The 20,511-nt window shown below is 71.6% G+C and carries 18 protein-coding genes; 7 read left to right on the forward strand and 11 right to left on the reverse strand.

Features of this window, described 5'->3' with window-relative positions; genetic code table 11:
- The first annotated feature begins 28 nt into the window (after positions 1-28).
- A complete protein-coding gene (locus OHB04_RS32295) occupies positions 29-928 on the forward strand; it encodes a helix-turn-helix domain-containing protein (RefSeq protein ID WP_326693015.1) in 900 nt (299 codons plus the stop codon).
- On the opposite strand, the gene OHB04_RS32300 is transcribed toward OHB04_RS32295, so the two are convergent.
- Positions 905-4,438, reverse strand: a complete 3,534-nt coding sequence (locus OHB04_RS32300; protein WP_326808844.1) for a BTAD domain-containing putative transcriptional regulator — start codon at positions 4,436-4,438, stop codon at positions 905-907. The genes OHB04_RS32295 and OHB04_RS32300 overlap by 24 nt on opposite strands.
- Positions 4,439-4,523: 85 nt before the next feature.
- Here OHB04_RS32300 and OHB04_RS32305 point away from each other — a divergent pair, with 85 nt between their 5' ends.
- The 5 genes from OHB04_RS32305 to OHB04_RS32325 all read left to right on the forward strand — a co-directional run bounded on the left by OHB04_RS32305 (position 4,524) and on the right by OHB04_RS32325 (position 8,212).
- A complete protein-coding gene (locus OHB04_RS32305; protein ID WP_326808845.1) occupies positions 4,524-5,498 on the forward strand; it encodes an NAD(P)-dependent oxidoreductase in 975 nt (324 codons plus the stop codon).
- Between the two features lie 49 nt (positions 5,499-5,547).
- Positions 5,548-5,943, forward strand: a complete 396-nt coding sequence (locus tag OHB04_RS32310; protein WP_326691185.1) for a chorismate mutase — start codon at positions 5,548-5,550, stop codon at positions 5,941-5,943.
- 71 nt (positions 5,944-6,014) lie between these two features.
- Positions 6,015-6,467 (forward strand): hypothetical protein, encoded by a 453-nt coding sequence (locus tag OHB04_RS32315; RefSeq protein WP_326808846.1) that lies wholly within the window; start codon positions 6,015-6,017, stop codon positions 6,465-6,467.
- Positions 6,431-7,126, forward strand: a complete 696-nt coding sequence (locus OHB04_RS32320; RefSeq protein ID WP_326691187.1) for a tyrosine-type recombinase/integrase — start codon at positions 6,431-6,433, stop codon at positions 7,124-7,126. The genes OHB04_RS32315 and OHB04_RS32320 overlap by 37 nt, the downstream gene beginning before the upstream one ends.
- A gap of 684 nt (positions 7,127-7,810) precedes the next feature.
- Positions 7,811-8,212, forward strand: a complete 402-nt coding sequence (locus tag OHB04_RS32325; protein ID WP_326691188.1) for a transposase — start codon at positions 7,811-7,813, stop codon at positions 8,210-8,212.
- Positions 8,213-8,276: 64 nt separating this feature from the next.
- Here OHB04_RS32325 and OHB04_RS32330 read toward each other — a convergent pair whose 3' ends face one another.
- From OHB04_RS32330 to OHB04_RS32350, 5 genes are all read right to left on the reverse strand, one after another.
- Positions 8,277-9,656: a DUF3100 domain-containing protein gene (locus OHB04_RS32330; RefSeq protein ID WP_326808847.1), complete on the reverse strand. Its 1,380-nt coding sequence runs from the start codon at positions 9,654-9,656 to the stop codon at positions 8,277-8,279.
- A 1-nt stretch (position 9,657) separates the two neighbouring features.
- Positions 9,658-9,879: a hypothetical protein gene (locus OHB04_RS32335; RefSeq protein WP_326691190.1), complete on the reverse strand. Its 222-nt coding sequence runs from the start codon at positions 9,877-9,879 to the stop codon at positions 9,658-9,660.
- A 10-nt stretch (positions 9,880-9,889) separates the two neighbouring features.
- Positions 9,890-11,437, reverse strand: coding sequence for an aldehyde dehydrogenase family protein (locus OHB04_RS32340; protein WP_326808848.1), 1,548 nt, complete (start codon positions 11,435-11,437; stop codon positions 9,890-9,892).
- Positions 11,434-12,321 (reverse strand): NAD(P)-dependent oxidoreductase, encoded by an 888-nt coding sequence (locus OHB04_RS32345; protein WP_326691192.1) that lies wholly within the window; start codon positions 12,319-12,321, stop codon positions 11,434-11,436. The genes OHB04_RS32340 and OHB04_RS32345 overlap by 4 nt, the downstream gene beginning before the upstream one ends.
- A 403-nt stretch (positions 12,322-12,724) precedes the next feature.
- The gene (locus tag OHB04_RS32350; protein ID WP_326691193.1) at positions 12,725-13,597 is read right to left on the reverse strand and encodes a MurR/RpiR family transcriptional regulator; all 873 of its coding nucleotides are present in this window, start codon (positions 13,595-13,597) and stop codon (positions 12,725-12,727) included.
- A gap of 402 nt (positions 13,598-13,999) precedes the next feature.
- On the opposite strand from OHB04_RS32350, the gene OHB04_RS32355 reads away from it, so the two are divergent.
- A complete protein-coding gene (locus tag OHB04_RS32355) occupies positions 14,000-14,368 on the forward strand; it encodes a hypothetical protein (RefSeq protein ID WP_326808849.1) in 369 nt (122 codons plus the stop codon).
- Between the two features lie 139 nt (positions 14,369-14,507).
- On the opposite strand, the gene OHB04_RS32360 is transcribed toward OHB04_RS32355, so the two are convergent.
- The 5 genes from OHB04_RS32360 to OHB04_RS32380 form a co-directional block, all read right to left on the reverse strand.
- Entirely contained in the window at positions 14,508-14,735 is a 228-nt protein-coding gene (locus OHB04_RS32360) for a hypothetical protein (protein WP_326691195.1), read from the reverse strand.
- A 125-nt stretch (positions 14,736-14,860) separates the two neighbouring features.
- Positions 14,861-16,288 carry a pyruvate kinase gene (gene pyk / locus OHB04_RS32365; protein WP_326691196.1) on the reverse strand — a complete coding sequence of 476 codons (1,428 nt, stop codon included), beginning with the start codon at positions 16,286-16,288 and terminating at the stop codon, positions 14,861-14,863.
- A gap of 206 nt (positions 16,289-16,494) precedes the next feature.
- Positions 16,495-17,283: an SIMPL domain-containing protein gene (locus OHB04_RS32370; protein ID WP_326691197.1), complete on the reverse strand. Its 789-nt coding sequence runs from the start codon at positions 17,281-17,283 to the stop codon at positions 16,495-16,497.
- Positions 17,280-18,677 (reverse strand): lysine N(6)-hydroxylase/L-ornithine N(5)-oxygenase family protein, encoded by a 1,398-nt coding sequence (locus OHB04_RS32375; RefSeq protein ID WP_326693016.1) that lies wholly within the window; start codon positions 18,675-18,677, stop codon positions 17,280-17,282. The genes OHB04_RS32370 and OHB04_RS32375 overlap by 4 nt, the downstream gene beginning before the upstream one ends.
- Positions 18,678-18,742: 65 nt before the next feature.
- The gene (locus OHB04_RS32380) at positions 18,743-20,239 is read right to left on the reverse strand and encodes a pyridoxal phosphate-dependent decarboxylase family protein (protein ID WP_326691198.1); all 1,497 of its coding nucleotides are present in this window, start codon (positions 20,237-20,239) and stop codon (positions 18,743-18,745) included.
- Positions 20,240-20,511: the final 272 nt, after the last annotated feature.

The following is a 20,511-nucleotide window of genomic DNA, read 5'->3' on the forward strand; positions in this document are numbered from 1 at the left end:
GGTGGGCGAGCAGAAGTACCGGACCTGGATGCGGTATTTCACTCCCGGCCCCGTCCACCACCGCCTCGGCCTGGTCTGCCTGGGTGTCGGGATGCAGCACGGCGCGCTTCCCGCCGTGGGCCCGCGCACCCTCGACCACCACGTCGCCGTCGTCATCAGCGGAGGACGCGGCTGGTACATCCACCCCGACGACCCCACCGGGCGGCGGCACGAGGTGGTGGCCCCCGCGCTGCTGTGGATCACCCCCGGCGTCCCGCACCACTTCGGCGCCGACCCCGACGAGGGCTGGGACGAGAGCTTCGTCGACTTCACCGGCTCCGCCGTGACCGCCTACACCGAACTGGGCTGCGTCGAGCCCGGCCGCCCCCTCGTCCCGCTCACCGACGCGGGCCCGGCCCGTGCCGCCGTCGCCCGCATCACCCGCGCGGCGCGGCCCGGCAACCCGCTGCTGGAGGTCGAGGCGGCAGCCGCCGTCCACGAACTCCTCGTCGCGCTGCGCCGTACGCGGGCCGACACGACGGCCGACGGCGCACCCGTCCTGGAGGCGCTGGCCCGCGACTCCTTCTTGCCGCTGTCGGTCGCCGAACACGCGGCCCGGCACGGGATGACCGCCGCCGAACTGCGCACCGCCGTACGCCGTAGCGCCGGATGCAGCCCCAAGGACTACCTGCTCGGGATACGCCTCGGCCGCGCCAAGGAACTGCTCGCCGCGACCGACCTGCCCGTCTCCACCGTCGCCCGACGCGTCGGCTACGACGACCCGGCCTACTTCTCCCGTCTGTTCACCCGCCGGGTGGGCACCCCGCCGATCCACTTCCGCGCCCAGCAGTCCCGCACCGTCCCCGGCGGCTACGCCCACCGCGTCCCCCACCCCGACCACCCGCCGACGATCAGCCGCCCACGATCAGCCGTCACTGACCGGGACTGACGTCCGCGCGCGGGCGAGCCCCGGCGGAAGACGGGCGAGGACGCGCGCGACATCGGCGCGCTCGGCGGCCGGCAGCGGGGCACCCACCGAGCGGCGCGCCCCGTCGGCCTCGGCCAGCAGCCGCGCCGCCTCCTGAAGGGCGCCCAGCGCCGAGTGCGCGGCGGCAAGGCCTTCCAGCGCCAGCGCGATCCCGCGCGGGTCGCCCACCCGGCGGGCCACCTCCAGCCCCTCGGTGTGGAGGGCCAGCGCCCGCCGGCCGTCGCCGCGCAGCTCGGCCACGAAGCCCAGCTCGGCCAGCAGCAGCGCCGTGCCCGGGTCGAAGTCGGCACGCCGGTGCCACTCCAGCATCCGCAGCAGATACGGCTCGGCCGTATCCAGGTCACCCGCCCGCCGCGCCGTCAGACCCAGCCCGATCTCCGCGTGCACCTGCCCGGTGGTGTGCCCCTGCCGTACGGCCAGTGTCCGGGCCCGCTCGTGGAGTTCGGCCGCCCGCGCGTGCTCGCCGGCCAGCATTTCCATCCGCCCCAGACCCGTCAGCCACTCCGTGACCTCGGGCCACAGCTGAAGCTCCTCGGCAGCCCGGAGCCCCTCCTGGATGAGCCCGCGCGCCCGCGCGTAGTCACCCTCGATCTCGGCGAGCGAGGACAGCGATTCGAGCGCCTGGAGCTCTCCCCACCGGTCTCCGAGCGAACGGAAGCGCTCCTGGCACCGTCGCCCCTCCCGCCCCGCGGTCGCCAAATCGCCCCGCAGCAGCGCCTGCCGGGCCCGCATGCCGAGGGCGACCCCCTCGCCCCACGGGCCCGGCGGGTCCGCCAGCACCAGCGCCGTCAGCTCCTCGCTCAGCGGCAGGTCCCCCGCGCACCACGCGGACACGGCCAGGAACAACAGCGCCTCCGCCCGCGCCCCTTCGTCGGCGAACGGTCCGGCGAGCGCCTCGCGTACGGCGTCGGAGGACCCCGAACCCTCCAGGACACCCGTCAGGAACTCGATACCCGTGCACAGCGCCCGCGCGGTGGCCCGCAGCCCCTCGGAGCCGGTCCCGGGGCCAGGGCCGGTCCCGGGGTCGGAGCCGGGGCCCTTCCCCGCGGCCGGCAGCGCCAGCGCCCCGCGCAGGGAGCACCGGGCCTCGCTCGTGCGCCCGCGCAGGAACCAGTACCACGTCAGTGCCGTCACCAGCCGCAGAGCCTGCTCCTTGGCGCCCGCCGCCGACGCCGTCTCCAGCGCGGCCCGCAGGTTCGCCGCCTCGGCGTCCAGCGTGCCCAGACAGCGCCGCTGACCGGCGCCGCGCAACCCCGCCGCCGCACGCTCGGCGAACACGGTGAAGTGCCGCAGCTGCCGCTCCCGTACGCGCTCTTCCTCCCCGGCCGCCGCCAGCCGCTCGCGCGCGTAGGCCCCGACGGATTCCAGCAGGCGGTAGCGCCGCCCGTACGCCGTCTCGACCGGGACCACGAGCGAGCGGTCGACCAGCCGGGCCAGCACGTCCAGCACTTCGCCCTCGCCCACCCCGCCGCCGTCGGCCCCCACTCCGCCCTCGTCGGCCCCCGTGTCGGCCCCGTCGGCGCACACGGCCTCCGCCGAGGCCAGCGTGCAGCCGTCGGCGTGCACGGCCAGGCGTCGCAGGACGGTGCGCTCGGCGCCGTCCAGCAGCTCCCAGCTCCAGTCGAGCGCCGCGCGCAGGGTGCGCTGGCGCGCCGGGATGCCGCGCCGGGCGCCGCCCAGTATCCGGAAGCGGTCATCGAGCCGGGCGGCCAACTCCGCCACGCCCAGGGCACGCACCCGTGTCGCCGCCAGCTCCAGCGCCAGCGGGAGCCCGTCCAGCCGCCGGCACACCGCCAGCGCCGCTTCCGCCACGCGGTCCTTGTCCGAGCCGTCCGAGTCCCACAGGCCACCCGGCGCACCCACGCCTCCCGGCGCACCCACGCCTCCCAGCGCACCCACGCCTCCCAGCGCACCCACGCCTCCCGGCGCACCGGGCACTCCTGGATCACCCATATCACCCGTATCACCCGAGTGTGCCGGGTAATACGGATCGCTTACGGAGTACGGGCCCGCCAGATGTGCCAGCCCCCCGCCGCCCGCCGCCGTCGCGCGGGCGGCGAACAGCCGTAGCGCGTCCCGCTCGTGCAGCGGGCCGACCGGCAGGACCGCCTCGCCGGGCAGGGCGAGCGGCTCCTGGCTGGTGACCAGCAGCCGCAGCCCGGGTGCCGTACGCAACAGCCCGGCAACCAGCGCCGCGACCTCGCCGACCACCCGCTCGCAGTTGTCCAGCACCAGCAGCGTGCGCCGCTCCCGCAGCACCTGGGCCAGCCGCTCCTCCGGCGGCGAGCCCGTCTCGTCGCGCACGCCCAGGACCCCGAGCACGGCCTCGGCCACCCGGCTGTCGTACGCGGCCAGCTCCACCAGCCACACGCCGTCGGCGAACCCCCCGCGCCGGGCTCCCTCCCGGGCCTCGCCCCCGGCGTCGTCCAGCCCCGCGGCGCGCCGTGCCACCGCCAGCGCCAGCCGGGTCTTGCCCACGCCGCCGGGTCCGGTGAGGGTCACCAGCCGCCCGTCGCCCAGCAGTTCCGCCACGGCGGCGGCCTCCCGCTCACGGCCGACCAACTCGTCCGGCGGCTCCGGCAGGTTCGTCAGCGGGCGGGCGGCCGGGACGACCGCGTCCAGTGCGGGGGCCTGCTTGAGCACCGACAGGTGCAGCGCGGCCAGTTCAGGCCCCGGGTCCACCCCCAGCTCATCCGCGAGCAGGGTGCGGATCTCCTCGTACGCGGCCAGCGCCTCGCTCTGGCGCCCCGCGCGGTACAGAGCCAGGATCCACGCGCCGCGCAGCCGCTCCCGCAGCGGATACCGGGCCACGAGCGCGGCCAGCTCCCCGGCCAGCTGCGTGTGCTCGCCCAGCGCCAGCCTGGCGTGCGCCCACTCCTCCAGCGCCGCCAGCCGCTCCTCCTCCAGCCGGGCGGCGGCGCCGCGCGCGAACGCCTCCGCCGCGAAGTCCGCGAACGCCTCCCCGCGCCACAGCTCCAGAGCCCGGCCGAACAGCTCGGCCCTGAGCCCCGGCTCTCCAGCGGCGCGGGCGCGCCGCGCCAGCTCCCGGAAGCGCCCGGTGTCCACGGCGTCGGGGGCGACCCGCAGCAGATAGCCGGGCGCCCGGCGGACGACGAGCGTGCGGGCCTCGCCCCGCGTACGCTCCAGGGCGCGCCGGAGCTGGGAGACCTTCGTCTGGAGCGAGTTGGCGGGGTCGGCGGGGAGCCGTTCGCCCCACAGCGCGTCGACAAGCGCGTCGTCGGGCACCACTCGCCCCTCGGCCACCAGCAGCCGCGCGAGCAGCGTGCGCACCTTCACCTCCGGCACGGACACCGGCACCCATGCCGGCCCCGGCCCCGGCACCCACATCTGCCCCGGACCCGGCGCCGCGTCCGGCTCCTCCGGCGCTGCCACCTCCGCCGCCGTTCTGGCCGCTGCCGCATCCCCGTCGGCCCGCCACACCTCCAGCGGACCGAGCACCCCGAATCGCATGCCGTCAACGGTAGCCGTGCCCACCGACAGCCCACCGTGCGCGGACCGTCAGCGTTCCGTGCGGCCCGCCCGGCACCGTACGGGCATGAACACACCGAAGAACCCGACCGGCCCCGCACCGAAGAACCCGACCGGCCCCGCACCGAAGAACCCGACCGGATCCGCGCCGAAGAACCCGACCACCACCCCCGTCACCGTCCTCGGCGCGGGGCCCATGGGGCAGGCGCTCGCCGGGGCGTTCCTGGCCGCCGGACACCCCACCACCGTGTGGAACCGCACGCCCGCCAAGGCCAGGCCCCTGGTCGAGAAGGGCGCGACACTCGCCGCCACCCCGGCCGAAGCCGTCGCCGCAGGCGAGCTGGTGCTCATCTGTGTGCTCAACTACGACGCCGTGCGGGCCGTTCTCGAACCCGCTGCGGCGAGCCTCGCCGGCCGCACCCTGATCAATGTGACCGCCGACGCGCCCGCCCGCGCCCGCGAGATGGCCGACTGGGCCGCGCGACACGACGTGGCCTACCTGGACGGCGCCATCATGACCCCGACGACCACCATCGGCACCCCCGACGCCGTCTACCTCTACAGCGGCCCGCGCCCGGTGTACGAGGCGCACCGCGCGACCCTGGAAGCGCTGGCGGGCACCGCCACCCACCTCGGCGAGGATCCAGGCCGTGCGGCGGCCTACGACGTGGCGCTGCTCGACTTCTTCTGGACCTCCCTCAGCGGCTACGCCCACGCGCTCGCGCTCGCCGGGTCCGAGCAGATCGAGGCCCGCGACCTGGCGCCCTTCGCCCATGGCATCGTCGCGATCCTGCCCTGGATGATCGACGACTTCGCCGAACGCCTCGACAAGGGCGACTACACCCAGCCCTTCTCGGCCGTCTCCTCCGCGGCCTCGGCCATGGGCCACATCGCCCACACCGCACAAGCCGCGGGGCTGGACACCGGAGTGCTCCGCGCGGCCCAGGCCCTGGCCGACGGCGCCGTAGCCGCCGGACACGGCGACAAGGACCTCGCGTATCTCGCGACGGCCCAGCGCCGGGCCGGAGGCGATGCCGGATAGGGTCGTACGCCCCACGACGAACAGCTCACGAACGAACAGGCACCGGGCGATGAAGCGCAGCGAGACCGACCAGACGCAGCAGCCGGACCAGAGGCACCAGCCGGACCAGGCCGACCAGGTCGACGAGGCCGTACGCGCGGAGCTGGCCGGGCTGCGCGACAGCATCGACAACATCGACGCGGCCGTGGTGCACATGCTCGCCGAGCGCTTCAAGTGCACCCAGCGCGTGGGCCGGCTCAAGGCCGACCACGAACTGCCCCCGGCGGACCCGGCGCGCGAGGCCCGCCAGATCGCCCGGCTGCGCGAGCTGGCCCAGGACGCCAAGCTGGATCCGGCGTTCGCGGAGAAACTCCTCACCTTCATCATCGCTGAAGTGATCCGCCACCACGAGCAGCTGGCGCAGAGCGGTTCTACCAGCAGTGATGTGACGGGAGGGGCCTGCTGAGCATCCTTCGGCAGCCGACCAGCACCGCTGGACTTGGACGCAACAATGATGCGTTTGATGCAACTGCGGGCATGGTCGCTGAGGCACCCGGTTCGGTGCGTCTTGCCCTGGCTCCGAACGTTGTCCTTCTGGACCCGGAGCCGGCGGTTTCCTCTGCGATGAAGGAGGGATGGGCTCGGCAGCAGTCCGCGCGGTTTCTCCAGGCGTCGACGATCCAGCCCCGGCTGCGTCTTCTTCAACGGTTCGAGGAGTTCACGGGGTTGTACCCGTGGCAGTGGACTCCCGCCGATGGCGAGACGTTCATCGTCCACCTTCGCAGCGGGGCCAAGCCGATCCAGTTGTCTACGGCTCGGTCTTACGAGGTGGTGATCGAGCTGTTCTTGGAGTACTTGCTGGACCGCCGGTACGGGTGGGTGGAGACCTGTCAGGAACGGTTCGGCCTGTCACCGCAGGTGATCTTCCACGAAGGCAGCTCTGTCTTGACTCGGTGGAGTACGAGGGCGATCCCCGGCGTCGGCCTCTGACCTACGACGAGGTCCAGGCGCTGTTCGACGCTGCCGATGCCCGACCTCGCCGCATTCACGGGCAGGGCCGCAAGAGCACCCTCACCGCACTGCGTGATGCTGCCGCACTCAAGACGATCTATGCCTACGGCACCCGGCGGACCGAGTCCTCGAAGGTCGACCTGGTGGATCTGCGACGTCATAGGAAGGCGCCACAGTTCGGGCAGGCCGGCAGCATGGCCGTCCGGTACGGGAAGTCCTCCAAGGGCACACCGCCGAAGCGACGGACCGTGCTTCTGGTCCCCGAGATGAACTGGGTAGTCGACGTCCTCGACGAGTGGGTGCACGAGATTCGCCCGCGGCTCTCGCCGGACCGGCACCCGGCCTTGTGGGTGACCGAGCGGGTCGGCCACATGTCTCCGCGCTCGATCAACCAGGCGTTCGTGACGGCACGCCAGGACGCCGGCCTGGATGAGGACCTCGACCTGCACTGTCTGCGCCACAGCTACATCACGCATCTGACCGAGTTCGGCTACCCTGCCCGCTTCGTTCAAGAGCGGGTGGGACATACCCACGCCTCTACGACGGCCATCTGCATGGGCGTCTCTGACGAGTACCGGAACCAGCTCCTGGAGACTTCGCTGAAGCGCCGGCTGGGTGACGACCGGGACCTTAAATGATACCGGCGCCTGCCCGACGGCACCAGCCTCTGCCAGACCTGTGCGCCCAAGAACACTCAGACCTGCTGCCGTTGCGGACGCGTACGCCGGGTCAACGCCCTGACCTCTGACGGGCCGGTCTGCGGCGGCTGCCGCGCGGGATTGCCGCTGCCAGGAGGGGGCCGTACGGCGCGGTGGCAGAGGGCGAAGGCCCGCACCGGAGCGCGGGCGGCCGGCGCGGGTTCACCGCAAGAGGCCGGTCTTCTTCTTGATCCGGCGTCTTCGCGCAGACAGCGCCCGTTCGGCAAGAGCCTTTACACCTTTCACCACTGACGTGACCGAGCCGGGTACGGAACTGCTCGCTCTACGGCGAATAGTGCAACCCTCGAATACCGACAGTCCACCAGTGAGCGGCTACTGCGCCCGCACACCCGAGCAGGCGACCGACCGGTGACGGCCGCCGCGGACGAGCCGCACGATCGCGATGGCGGCAGGATCCGCGCATCTGCCGTCTGTACGCCGACCACGAGCAGATGATCCGCTCCGCCAAGAGCCGCGACGAGCCCGACCTCGCGCAGATCCACGAGTGCGTTCTCGCTCTCCACCAGAAGGCCAAGCACCCGTGAGCCGCCGCGCCCAGGCCCTGTACATGCTCGTCGTCGCCGTCCTGGCGGCGGCGCTCACCTACGGCATAGCAGGAAGGAGGTGAACGACACCCAGCGCAACCGGGGACACCACCGGGTGGCGAACCTGCGCGCCGACGCCCCGCACAAGCTCTCCACCACTGTGACGGCCGAGTACGGCACGGTCGTGGTCGAAGACCTCAACGTCGCCGGGATGCTCCGCAACCGGGGCCTCGCACGCAGGATCGCTGACGCCGGATTCGGCGAGGTCCGCCGCCCTCGCGGCAGCCGTAACCACTGGTACCGGAGTGGCTGGAGACCAGGGCGCGCAAGCGCCGAAACCTCGTGGAGCCGACCGGAAGACCCGCACCACCCGCCCCAGCCGCAAGGCCGGGACGGGCGGGCAGGTGGCGCAACCCTGCCGCACCAGCGGCAGACAGAAGGGAGAGACCGTACTCAAGCCGAAGCCCTCACGCTTTGGTGATGTGACGGACCATCCGGGCCGAAAGGCCCGGATGGCTGAAATCCACTGAGGATCAAAGCAACGGTCAGCCCCAGAAGCCGAGGCTGAACTCCGCGATCAGGGTGGAGAGGAGGAACGACGCCGTGATCGCGACCAGGCCGACCGGGATGATCTTCCAGCCGATGCGTCGCAGCAGCGGGATGTCCTTGCCCAGAGAGAGACCTGCCAGGGTCAGCATGATCGTGGCGATGGAGAGGAAGTCCACTGAGCTCACCAGCGAGTTCAGCGTTCTGGCCCCGAAGAACCAAGGGCTGGAAACAAAAGCGCCTATGGTCGTGATCCAGACGATGGACGAGATCTTCCGGGTAACTCTGGCCAGGAAGAGCCCGAGCAGCACAAGGGCCAGCAGCACCCCGTAACCGCCGATGATCTGCCAGCTGAGGGTCTTGGCGGTCACCGAGGCGGTGCCGATACCCAGCACGGTGAGTACCCCGAGAGAGAGCCAGAGCGGCAGCCTCACCTCGGACGAGACCTGTGCTACCTGCTCTCTGAACGCACGGTTGACCGCGATGTCGTCCTGCTGGGAAGGGGCGGGCGGTCCGGCAGCGGCGGCGTCCTCCGCTCCTGTACCCGGCTCAGCCGCGGCGACGGGGGGTTCGCGGCGGGTGAGAAGGCGATAGAACCTGTCGGCCAGCGGCAGCGCGATGTAGATCCCGACGTAGACGCCCAGGACAGTGGTGATGAGGTTGGACACCGCGGCCATCCCGAGGATGGCCTCCTGGTCGGAGGGATGTGCGGCCACGATGCTCGCCGAGGACGCCGCCATCATGGAGCCCGAGCCGACACCCGAGCCCATGGCCATGGCGAGCGGATCGAAAATGCGCCAGTTCGCCACGAGGGAGGTCAGGAGCGTGATGAACATGGCGCCGAAAAGAGTGCCGAAGACGTACATCGCCAGCACGCCGCGGTACTGATCCGAGTCCGCCCCGTACTTCTCCGAGACCATCGCGAAGGAGGGCTCACGGTCGAGGGAGAAGGTCGCGCCTACCGTGGCCTTGCCCATGCGCAGCAGCACGGCCAGTGGCAGGGCCAGGACTATCGTCCCCATGAGGTGTCCGGTCTCCTGAAGCAACAGAGCCGGGCCGGCCTTGCCCAGGGTGGGCAGGCTCGGTCCGATGTTGAACGCCAGCCGGGCCACGAGCAGCAGTACGGAGACGCCGACCAGGGCCGCGGCTGCCTTCTGGAGGTCGAGGCCCAGGGGCTTGAACTTCTGGAGGGATACCAGCAGGCCCAGGATGAGGCCCCACACCATCGGAAAGATGATGATGGATCCGATACCCACGTTGATGTCGTGCTGGCCGATGAACTGGACAATCAGTGTGATCACCAGTGCCAGGGCGGCGATGGGCAGTGTCTGCCGGGGATACTTGGTTCTGGGCTCGGCCGGGGCGGTGTGGTTGCTCATGTCACTGCTGCTTCCTGTGCGAGATTCCGGCGGTAGGCCCCGCGATGAACCGTTTCCGCTGCTCGGGGGCGGTGGCCGCGTCGATGACGGTCCAGGCCAGTGCGAGAGCTGCCTCGAAGAGGGAGCGGGAGAGCGCGAGCACGCGGCCCCTGCCGCGCTCTACGCCGGTGGCGAGGTCTGTCTTCAGCCGGCCGGGGCCGGCTGCGAGGATCGTCGGGTTCATCGCGCCTGCCTCAGTAGCTCAGCGACGGGAAGGGCGCGCCGGCGGCCCTGGTGGGCACCCAGACGGCCTTGGTCTGCGTGTACTCGTCCAGCACGCCCGGGCCGGAGGACCGGCCGTGACCGGAGTCGCCGAAGCCTCCGAAGGGGACGGCGACGTGGATCGTCTTGTAGGCGTTGACCCAGAAGGTGCCGGCCTTCACGGAGCGCGCCACGTGATGGGCGCGGGAGACGTCACCGGTCCAGACCGCGCCGGCAAGGCCGAAAGCTGTCCCGTTGGCCCGCTCGATCGCCTCCGCTTCGGTGTCGAAGGCGTCGGCCCCGACCACGGGGCCGAAGACCTCCGTCGTCTCCAGCCGGTTGGCGGGGGTGACTCCGTCCAGCAGGGTCGGCATGACCCAGTGACCGCCGGCCAGCGCGGAGCTGGTCAGGTCAGCGGGCAGCTGTGCGTCGGTGACCAGGCGACCGCCGTCCTTTATTCCTGCCTCGATGAGGGAGGCCACGGTGGCGAACTGCGGTGCTGTGATGATCGGGCCGACCTCAGTGGCGGGGTCGAGGGGGTCGCCGAGGCGCAACCGTGCCGCCCGCTCTGCCACGCGCTCCACGAATTCGGCGTGGATACCGCGCTCGATCAGCAGACGTGAGCCGGCCACGCAGGACTGTCCCGCACCGGAGAAGACGGCGGCTATGGCGCCGTCGGCGGCCCTGTCCAGATCCGCGTCGGCGAAAACGATGTTGGCGCTCTTACCCCCGAGTTCGAGGACGGTGGGGATCCCGGCCTCCGCCGCCGCGACCGCCACCAGGCGGCCCGTGGCCACCGAACCGATGAAGGAGACCTTTCCGACGCGCGGATCGCTGGTCAGCGCGGCACCGACGGTGGCGCCGAGCCCGGCGGCCACGTTGAACGCGCCGTCCGGCAGTCCGGCCTGGTGCGCCAACTCGGCCAGCCGGAGCGTGGAGACGGGGGTGAACTCGCTGGGTTTGACGACGACGGCGTTACCGGCCGCCAGGGGGGCCGCCGCGTTCCAACCCGCCGTGAACAAGGGTGCGTTCCACGGGGTGATGGCAACCACCACCCCCCAGGGGACACGCTCGGTGTAGGTGTGCCAGTCGCCCGGGACAGGAATGGTCTGGCCCGTGAGCTTGTCCGCCCAGCCGGCGTAGTAGCCGAACATCTCGGCGACTTTGGCCGCCTCGGCCCGGGTGTCCCGTAGGGGCTTTCCGGTGGTGGTGGACTCCAGGAGGGCAAGTTCCTCGGCGTGCTCGGCGATGCTGCGCGAGACGTTGCGAAGGATCACCGCCCGCTCGAAGGCGTCCGTCGCCCCCCAAGCCGTGGCTCCGCGGACGGCGCTGGCCAGGACGGCCCTGGCCCCCTCGGATGCGGGATCGCTGAAGCTGGCGAACGCCTCGCCGGTGGCGGCGGCGGTGAGGGTGATGTCCTCGCCACTGCCGGTGACGATGTGACCGTCGAGGAAGGTTCCGAGACCCTGGGGGAAAACAGCGTCCACAGCTGCGCGAGCGGAGAACGCGGTGGTTGCGGTGCTCATGCTGCGGGTGCTCATGCTGCGGGGGTTCCTTCGCGGGAGAGAGAGGGGGCGACGGTGCGGGCTATCTCGGTGAAGTCGGCTGCAGGGCCGAGGGCGGTCAGGGCCTCCTGCCAGCGCTGGTTCGCCGCGGCCAGGAGTCCTGGCCGCTCGCCCCGCTGGGCGGCGATTTCGAGGGCCAGGGCGGTGTCACGGGCCATGAGCCCGAGGGAGAAGCCGGAGTCGTAAGTGCCGGTCAGTACCCAGTCCGGGTACATGGCAGCCGAGACCTTGCTGCCTCCGGAGGCGCCGCTGATGCCGGTGGCCGCCACGATGGGATCCACGCCGTGGGCCTTGGCGATGCCGAGGGCCTCCCCCACGGAGACCAGGTTGGCAGCGGCCAGGACGTTGTTGAGCAGTTTGACCACGTTGCCGGAGCCGGGGGCGCCGAGGTGCTGATACTGGCCGCCGGTCAAGGCATCGAGCACGGGCCGGGCCACATCGAGGTCCTCCTCCGTGGCGCCGACGAAGGCGGTGAGCCGGCCCGCCATGGCCCCGTCGCGCCCGCCGGAGACGGGTGCGTCGACGAAGGCTGCGCCGTGGTCCGCGGCCAGGGAGGCGAGGGAGGCGCTCGTGGCGGGCTCTGATGTCGTGGTGTCGACGATGGCGGTGGTGCCCGGTCGCGAGAGCAGCACGGGCACCGTCGCTTCGACCACGCGGGCAGAGGGCAGCGAGAGGACGACGTAAGACGTGCCGGCCAGGTCCGCGACGTCGTCCACGATGTGGATGCCGGCTGTTCGGGCGGCGGAGCGCGCAGCGGGCGAGGGGTCGAAGCCGGAAACCTGCCAGCCTGCCCGGTGCAGGGTGGAGGCCATGGCGCCGCCCATCGAGCCGAGGCCGACGACGGCGATGTGCTTGTCCATCAGAGCTCCTGTCGAGGAGTGAGGAGACGGGGGGGGGGACGGGAGTCAAGGGTGTTCTGGTGTGCGGGGAGGCGACGCCCGTGCGGTGGGGCGGTGTCGTGTCCCGGCCAGGCGGGATTTCCGCGGTCGGGAGGGACGGATGGCCTTGGGCGCAGGTGGGTCTTCGTCAGCCTGCGCCGGGCACATCAGCCTTGTTGTGCCGCGCCGGCTGGGCAGCGCCGGGCGAGGGAACGTGCGGGGCCTGGCCCCCGGGACTGAAGTACGGGAGCGGCCATGGGGGTTTGGGCGTGGGGGAAGGCGTGGGGGATGGGGGCTTGGCGGAGCAGCGCATAAGCCGGTGCCTGGTGGCGCGGGGCTCAGCGGTTCCGCCTCACCGGCGGGCCGCGGGCGGCTACGGGTGGCTCTACTCCAGGTAGATGTCCAGGTCCTTCCACAGTTGTTGGGTGCGGCGGATGGCAGCCCGGCTGCGTTCTGGCCGGGCCGCCTGCATTCCTGCCAGCAGGCCGTAGACCACCGAGGTGGCCGCGGTGACGGACTGGAAGAAGGAGATGCCTTCCGAGGGAACGATCAGCAGGTGGTCGGCCACGCTGGTGGCCAGTCGGCCTCGGCGCATGTCCGTGATGGCCACCACCGCCGCACCTGCTGTGTGGGCGGCTTCTGCGGCGGCGATGACCTGTTTCATCGACCTCCACATGTTGACGACTATGAGGGCGTCGCCTGGGCCAAGGCTGTTGACGGCGCTGGCCAAGTGCACCCCGCTCCGGTTCTCCAGCGAGATCGGGTAGCCCATGGTGGAACCGAGATGGGCCATGACGCTGGCCGGACCCGCGAAGGATCCGACGCCGATCACGAGGATCGACTTGGCCGAGGCCAGGGTGGCGATGCTCGCCTCCGCATCGGCGGCGGTGTTGTGATCCAGCGTCTGGCGCAGATTGTCGATGTCGTGCGTGAGGGCGTCGTGCAGCGGGCTGCGGTGCTCACCGTGCTCGGCAAGGGTGTCCTCGGTGGAGATCAGCACCAGGTAGCGGGCCCGCAGCTCGCGCTGGAGGTCCGGCCAGCCCCGGTACCCCAGGGTCTGGGCGGCCCGCACAACGGTGGAGCTGTTGACGTCGGCCCGTTGAGCGATCTCGCCGATCTCCGCGTAGGAGGCCACATGAGGGTTCCGGGTGATCACGTCCACCACGCGTGCCTGTGCCTTGGACAGGCGCACGCGGGGCAAGGCATCGCCCAGCCACTGAGCGTCAGCGCCATCGGGACCCTCGTCGTTGTGTGCCACGCCCCTGCTCCCAGATCGAGTCGCACTCTGCAAGTGCAATTGCTTTTCGGCATTCTGCAATCCTGGTTGCGAAATGGGAACCCCTACCGGGATGTAAATCCCGCGTCGCGCGGCCGGGGCCTCCGCCGGGGCGGCCACGGGCCCGCACTCCTGCGGATCCAGTGCACGTTGTGGATGTACTGACGGGTGCTCGTGCACGGTGTGGCCGTGCGCTCGGCCTTCGGGTGGCACCCGGGGAGACTCCGGGTGCCACCCGAAGGCCGACCGCACAAGGGAGTGTCACGCCAGTCGCCAGTCGCCAGTCGCCAGTCGCCAGTCGCCAGTCGCCAGTCGCCAGTTGTCCGTTTCCGGCCCGTGGGCCGATGGACTGCTTGGGGGGCGGGGGCGGATCATGCACGCCCGGTGCCGGGCGCCCCGAAGGGGTGCGGGGAACTGCGCGCCCAGCCCAAAACACCCGCACTCTGCACAGCACAGCCAGGGGCAGCCCCTGCTCAGCACCAGGAAAGAGGGCAACTGAAAGATCCGCCGGACACGTGCGCCGACCTGCTCGACGAGTTCGAGAGCGCGGTGGAATCCCGCGCCGACTGGGTGACCGCACACCGCGACACGATCGACAAGGCCCTCAAGCGAGGGATCGCCGACGTCGATCTGGACCGCCTGATCCAGGAGACGGCCGACACCACCACCCAACTGGACACCGCCCGGGAGAACCTCAAGCGCCTGATCCAAGAGCGCTACCCCATGGGCAGCGCCGATGGGGGCAGCGGTTGAGCGCGCGGACTGCGGGCGTCGCTACGGCGGCATCGACGGCTGAGGATCAAAGAGGCCGGCCATGGCTACGTCATCGCGGGGCCCGATGACCATGGCAACGCGGTGTGCGGCTGGGCCCGAGGGCGGGGCCTCGCCCGCGTCACCGTGGAGCGCTCGCCCCGCAACGCCGAGGGCCGCCGCGGGCGGCCTCCAGCGCGGCGTCGAAGTCGCGCTGGGTGTCCTCGCACCAGTGCATCAGGTCGCCGAGGAGCTGCCGCAGGGTCTCGCCCGGGGGACGGCGCCAGCCGTCGGGGGAGAAGGCGTAGGTCTCCAGCGCCGCGTTGGCGCGCTGTACGGCGGCCTCGTGAGTGGTGTCCGGTGTGACCATGCCGCAGCTCCTCGTCGTCGGCGAACGCCCATCGCCGAAAAACTGTAACCCATTGCAGAATTGCAGCGGAGTGCAATGGGGTTGCGGCAAATACGCGAAGTCCCGAGACCGCTGTCGATCGTCCGCTACCCGTCCTCCTCGCCCAGGTGGTGCACCCGCACCAGGTTGGTCGAGCCGGGGACGCCGGGCGGGGACCCCGCCGTGATGATCACGAGGTCTCCCTTGTCGCACCGCCCCAGCTTCAGCAGCAGCTCATCGACCTGGTCCACCATCTCGTCGGTGCTCTGCACCATGGGACCGAGGAAAGACTCCACACCCCAGGTCAGATTGAGCTGGGAGCGGGTCGCCGCGTCGGGCGTGAAGGCCAGGACGGGGATGGGGGAGCGGTAGCGCGAGAGCCGCCGCACCGTGTCCCCGGACTGGGTGAAGGCGACGAGGTACTTCGCACCGAGGAAGTCCCCCATCTCCGCCGCGGCCCTCGCCACGGCCCCGCCCTGGGTCCGCGGCTTGCTGCTCTGCGTCAGCGGCGGCAGACCCTTGGCGAGCATCTCCTCCTCGGCCGCCGAGACGATCCTGCTCATCGTCCGCACCGTCTCCGTGGGGTACTTGCCCACGCTGGTCTCGCCCGAGAGCATCACCGCGTCCGTGCCGTCCATGACCGCGTTGGCCACGTCCGAGGCTTCGGCGCGGGTGGGGCGCGAGGCGTCGATCATCGACTCCAGCATCTGCGTCGCCACGATCACCGGCTTGGCATTGCGCCTGCACAACTTGATGGCACGCTTCTGCACCAGCGGCACCTGCTCCAGCGGCATCTCTACGCCCAGGTCGCCGCGCGCGACCATTATCCCGTCGAAGGCGTCCACGATGGACTCCAGGTTCTCCACCGCCTGCGGCTTCTCCAGCTTGGCGATGACGGGCAGCTTCCTGCCCTCCTCCGCCATGATGCGGTGGACCTCCTTGACGTCGTGCCCGCTGCGCACGAACGACAGGGCGATGACGTCGGCACCCGTGCGCAGCGCCCAGCGCAGGTCCTCCACGTCCTTCTCCGACAGCGCGGGCACCGAGACGGCCACGCCGGGCAGGTTGAGGCCCTTGTTGTCGGAGACCATGCCGCCCTCGATGACCATCGTGCGGACGACGGAGCCCTCGACGCCGGTCACCTCCAGGGTGACCCGGCCGTCGTCCACCAGGATCCGCTCACCCTTGGTGACATCCGCCGCCAGACCCTCGTAAGTGGTGCCGCAGACCGAGCGGTCGCCCTCGCACTCCTCGACGGTGATGGAGAACTCGTCGCCCCGTTCAAGCAATACAGGGCCTTCCCGGAAACGGCCGAGCCGGATCTTCGGGCCTTGAAGGTCCGCGAGCACGCCGACGCTGCGCTTCGTCTCCTCCGAGGCGGCGCGCACCCGGTGGTAACGCTCTTCGTGATCCGCGTGCGTGCCGTGACTCATGTTGAGGCGGGCGACGTCCATTCCGGCTTCTACAAGCACCTTGATCTGCTCGTACGAGTCGGTGGACGGTCCCAAAGTGCTGACGATCTTTGCTCGGCGCATGGTCCGAGCCTACGACGTACCCGTGCGTAGAGCGCCCTCGCCCGCCAATTGGCCAACCCCCTTTCACCGAAAGGACATTGGCCAACTAATAAACTGCGCACCCAGTCGCTCTGATGAGCGCAGAACGTGCTTCCGGGCGGCCCGGGGACGGCCCCCGCGCCGCCGCCCGGAAACGGCCCCCGCGCTCAGGGGAACGGCCCCCGCGCTCAGCCCAGCGCCGGACGGCTCATCACGAATCGGGCGTTCACATGCGCGCGCACCGTCTGCCGCTGCGGCTCCAGCGCGAGCGGAGTCGCCTCCGGCGAACCGCCCCCGTACCCGGCTCGCCCCAGCCCGCCCGGCGCCGCCGGCATCGGCGGCCCCCCGCTGTTCTCCGCGCCCAGATCCGCCAGCTCCACCAGCGCCACCAGCGAGGCACCCAGCGCCTCGGCGTACTCCCGCGCCCTGGTCACCGCCTCCCGCACCGCCTGCTGCCGCGCCGTACGGTGCGCGACCGAACCCGGCCGCAGCGCCCACCACGGGCCCTCCACCTTCGTCAGCTCCAGATCAGCCAGCCGCGTCGTCAGCTCACCCAGCACCGTGAAGTCCTGAACCACCGCCGTCAGCCGCACCCGCCCGTGATACGCGTGCACCCGCTCCCGGCGGCCCTTGTCCGTCAGCTCGGGCTGCACACTGAAGCTGCCGGTCTCCAGCTTCTCCACGGCTTCGCCATAGCCCTTCAGCAGCTCCAGCGCCCGCGCGTTGCGGCTCGTCAGATCCTCCAGCGCCGCCCGCCGGTCCGTACCACGCGCACTGACCGTCACCCACACCCGCGCGATCTCCGGGTCGAATTCCAGCACCGCCTCACCCCGCACCGCCACCCGGGGAGCGTCCGGCGTCCCGTAGGGAACCGCGCCGTGCGCGGGGGCGGACCCGGACTCGGAAGCGGACTCGAATTCGGGCTCCCCGGAGGTCACGAACGGAGGAGGCGGCGGAGGCAGCGGCGGTGTCGTCATACGCCCACTTTCGCAGACCTCTCTGACACCCCGGCACCCGAACGGGCCTCCCGCAGCCCGAAGCTGGTGAACGCCGTACGACGAGGCAGCGGATACACCTCCTCGCCCCGCAGCGCGTTCAGGATCACCGCACTGCGGTGCGCCGCCAGCCCCAGATCGGGAGCGCCCACCCCGTGCGTGTGCCGCTCCGCGTTCTGCACGAACACCGACCCCGTCACCGAGCTGTCCAGCGCCAGCTTGAAGTCCTCGTCCACACACAGCCGTTGAGAGGCGTCCCGGCGCAGATACGGATCCAGCGCCGCCAGCATCCCGTCCGCCGACCGCTCCCGGTACCCCGTCGCCAGCACCACCGCGTCCGTCGCCAGCCTGTCGCGCTCCTCCTGGTCCGCGTGCTCCAGGTGCAGCTCCAGCCGCGTCGTGCCCAGCCGCCCCGCCGTCCGCACCCGCACCCCCGGCATCAACACCGCGTCCGGCCAGCCCCCGTCCAGCGTCCTGCGGTACAGCTCCTCGTGCACCGAAGCCAGCGTCTCGTGGTCCACCGCCTTGTGCAGCTGCCACTGCTGAGGCAGCAACCGGTCGCGCACCCGCTCCGGCAACCCGTGGAAATAGCGCGTGTAATCCGGGGTGAAATGCTCCAGCCCCAGCTTGCTGTACTCCATCGGCGCGAACGCGCCGCTCCGCGTCAGCCAGTGCAGCCCCTCACTCCCGTGCGGACGCCGCCGCAGCAGATCCAAGAACACCTCGGCACCCGACTGACCCGAACCCACCACCGTCACATGCCCGGCCTCCAACAGCCGTTCCCGGTGCGCCAGATAGTCCCCGGAGTGGATCACCGGCACCGACGGCGACTCCGCCAGCGGACGCAGCGGCTCGGGCACATACGGCGCCGTACCGATGCCCAGCACCAGATTCCGCGCATACGACCTGCCCAGCGCCTCCGCCTCGCCCCGCGCCCCGAGCTGCGTGAAGTCCACCTCGAACAGCCGTCGCTCCGGATTCCAGCGCACCGCGTCCACCTGATGCCCGAAACACAGCCCCTCCAGCCCCTCGCTCACCCACCGGCAGTACGCGTCGTACTCCGCACGCTCCATGTGGAACCGCTCCGCGAAATAGAACGGGAACAGCCGCCCGCGCTCCCGCAGGAACCGCAGGAACGACCACGGATTCGCCGGATCGGCCAGCGTCACCAGGTCCGCCAGGAACGGCACCTGAAGCGTCGCACCCTCGATCATCAGCCCCGGGTGCCAGCGGAAGTCCGGCCGCTGCTCGTAGAAGGCGGCACGCAGCCCCGGCACGCCCTGCCCCAGCGCGGCCAGCGAGAGGTTGAACGGGCCGATGCCCACCCCCGCCAGATCCAGCGGCTCCGCCTCACCCCCGGCCGCACCCGGCCCCACCGTCGCCGTCGCTGCCGTCGGCCCGGGCGCCGTGCCCGGATTCGCTTCCGCCGCTTCCGTGTCCCTCACGCGCCTGCTCCCTCCGCTACCGCTTCATCCGCCAGTTCGGCCACGAGCTTCAGCAGCGCGGCCAGCTCCGCCTCCCGCACCCAGGGGTTCAACAGCGTGGCCTTCAGCCACAATCCACCCTGCGTCGACGCCCGCCCCAACACCGCCAGCCCCCGCTCCAGCAGCCGCCGCCGCACCTGCGCCACCACCACGTCCCCGGCCCCCGCCGGACGGAACAGCACCGTCGAGAGCGCGGGCCGGGCGAACAGCTCGAACCGCCCGTCCCGCACCACCAGATCCGCCAGCAGACCCGCCACCTCACACGTACGCTCCACCAGCTCCGCCACCCCCGCACGGCCCAGCGCCCGCAGCGTCACCGCCACCTTCAGCACATCCGGCCGCCGCGTCGTCCGCAGCGAACGCCCCAGCAGATCCGGCAGGCCCGCCTCGATGTCGTCATCCGCGTTGAGATAGTCCGCGCGGTGATCCAGCGGACGCAGCGCTTCGCCGTCCGGCACCGCCAAGAACCCCGCCGCCACCGGCTGCCAGCCCAGCTTGTGCAGATCGAACGTCACACTGTCCGCGCGCTCCACCCCCGCCAGCCGCCCCCGCAGCCGCTCGCTGAACAGCAGCGGACCCCCATAGGCCGCGTCCACATGCCAGCGCGCACCGTGCCGGGCCGCCACCCCGCCGACCTCCGGCAGCGGATCCACCTCACCCGTGTCCGTCGTCCCCGCCGTCGCCACCACCAGCGAAGGCACCCCGCCCAGACCGGCCAGCGCCTCCTCCAGCGCCACCGGATCCAGCACCCCGCGCGGCGCCCGCACCACCAACGGCGGCTCCAGCCCCAGCAGCCACGCCGCACGGTGCACACTGTGATGCGCGTTGGCACCGCACACCACCCGCACCGCGCGCTCAGCCCCGTCCGGCCGCGCGCGCTCCCTCGCCAGCAGCACCGCCAGCTGATTCGCCTCCGTGCCGCCCGTCGTCACCAACGCGTCCGGGCCCTGACCCGCCCCCGCACCCGGTGCCCCGGCACCGGACACCCCGGACCGGGGCGGCGGCACCGGGTACACCAGCCGCCCCAACGCCCCGCACACCAGCGCCTCCAGCTCGGAAGCGGCCGGCGCCTGGTCCCACGAGTCCATCGACGGATTCAGCGCACTGGCCGCCACATCGGCGGCAGCCGCCACCGCCAGCGGCGGGCAGTGCAGATGCGCGGCACACAGCGGCTCCGCAGGATCCGCCGCACCCCGCGCCATCGCGCCGACCAACGTGTCCAGCGCCTCGTGCGCACCAACACCGCGCTCCGGCAGCACGGCACCGACCGCGGCCCGCACCTCCTCGGCGACCACGCCCGGACCACCCGTGGGCAGCGGGCCCCCACGCCGGGCGGCACCCGACGCGAGCGCGTCCAGCACCGTCTCCAGCAGCGGGCGCAAGACAGCGGGACCCGCGGCCCCGCCCGCCGGCGAACCGGCATCCTCGGATTCATCGACGGCGAACGCAGACATGGGCGGGCTCTCTCCTACACGGTGACCGGAACAGCCGAAAACGACCGGAACGGCACGACCACGGGCGGTTAGGCGGCCCTAACCTAATCGCCGCCCGCACACCCCCAGACGATCTCCGCGCTTGTTCGCCCAAAGGTGGTACTGCCGTACGGAAGCACCCCGGCAGATCTGATAGGGAGACAAGAGCCCCACCCGCCACCGGAACAGCAGCCCTCCATCCTGAAGGGACAGGAGGCCCCCTCCATCCGCCACCTCACCGGCACCCCGCCCGG

This window comes from Streptomyces sp. NBC_01775 (assembly GCF_035917675.1).
Taxonomy (GTDB): domain Bacteria; phylum Actinomycetota; class Actinomycetes; order Streptomycetales; family Streptomycetaceae; genus Streptomyces.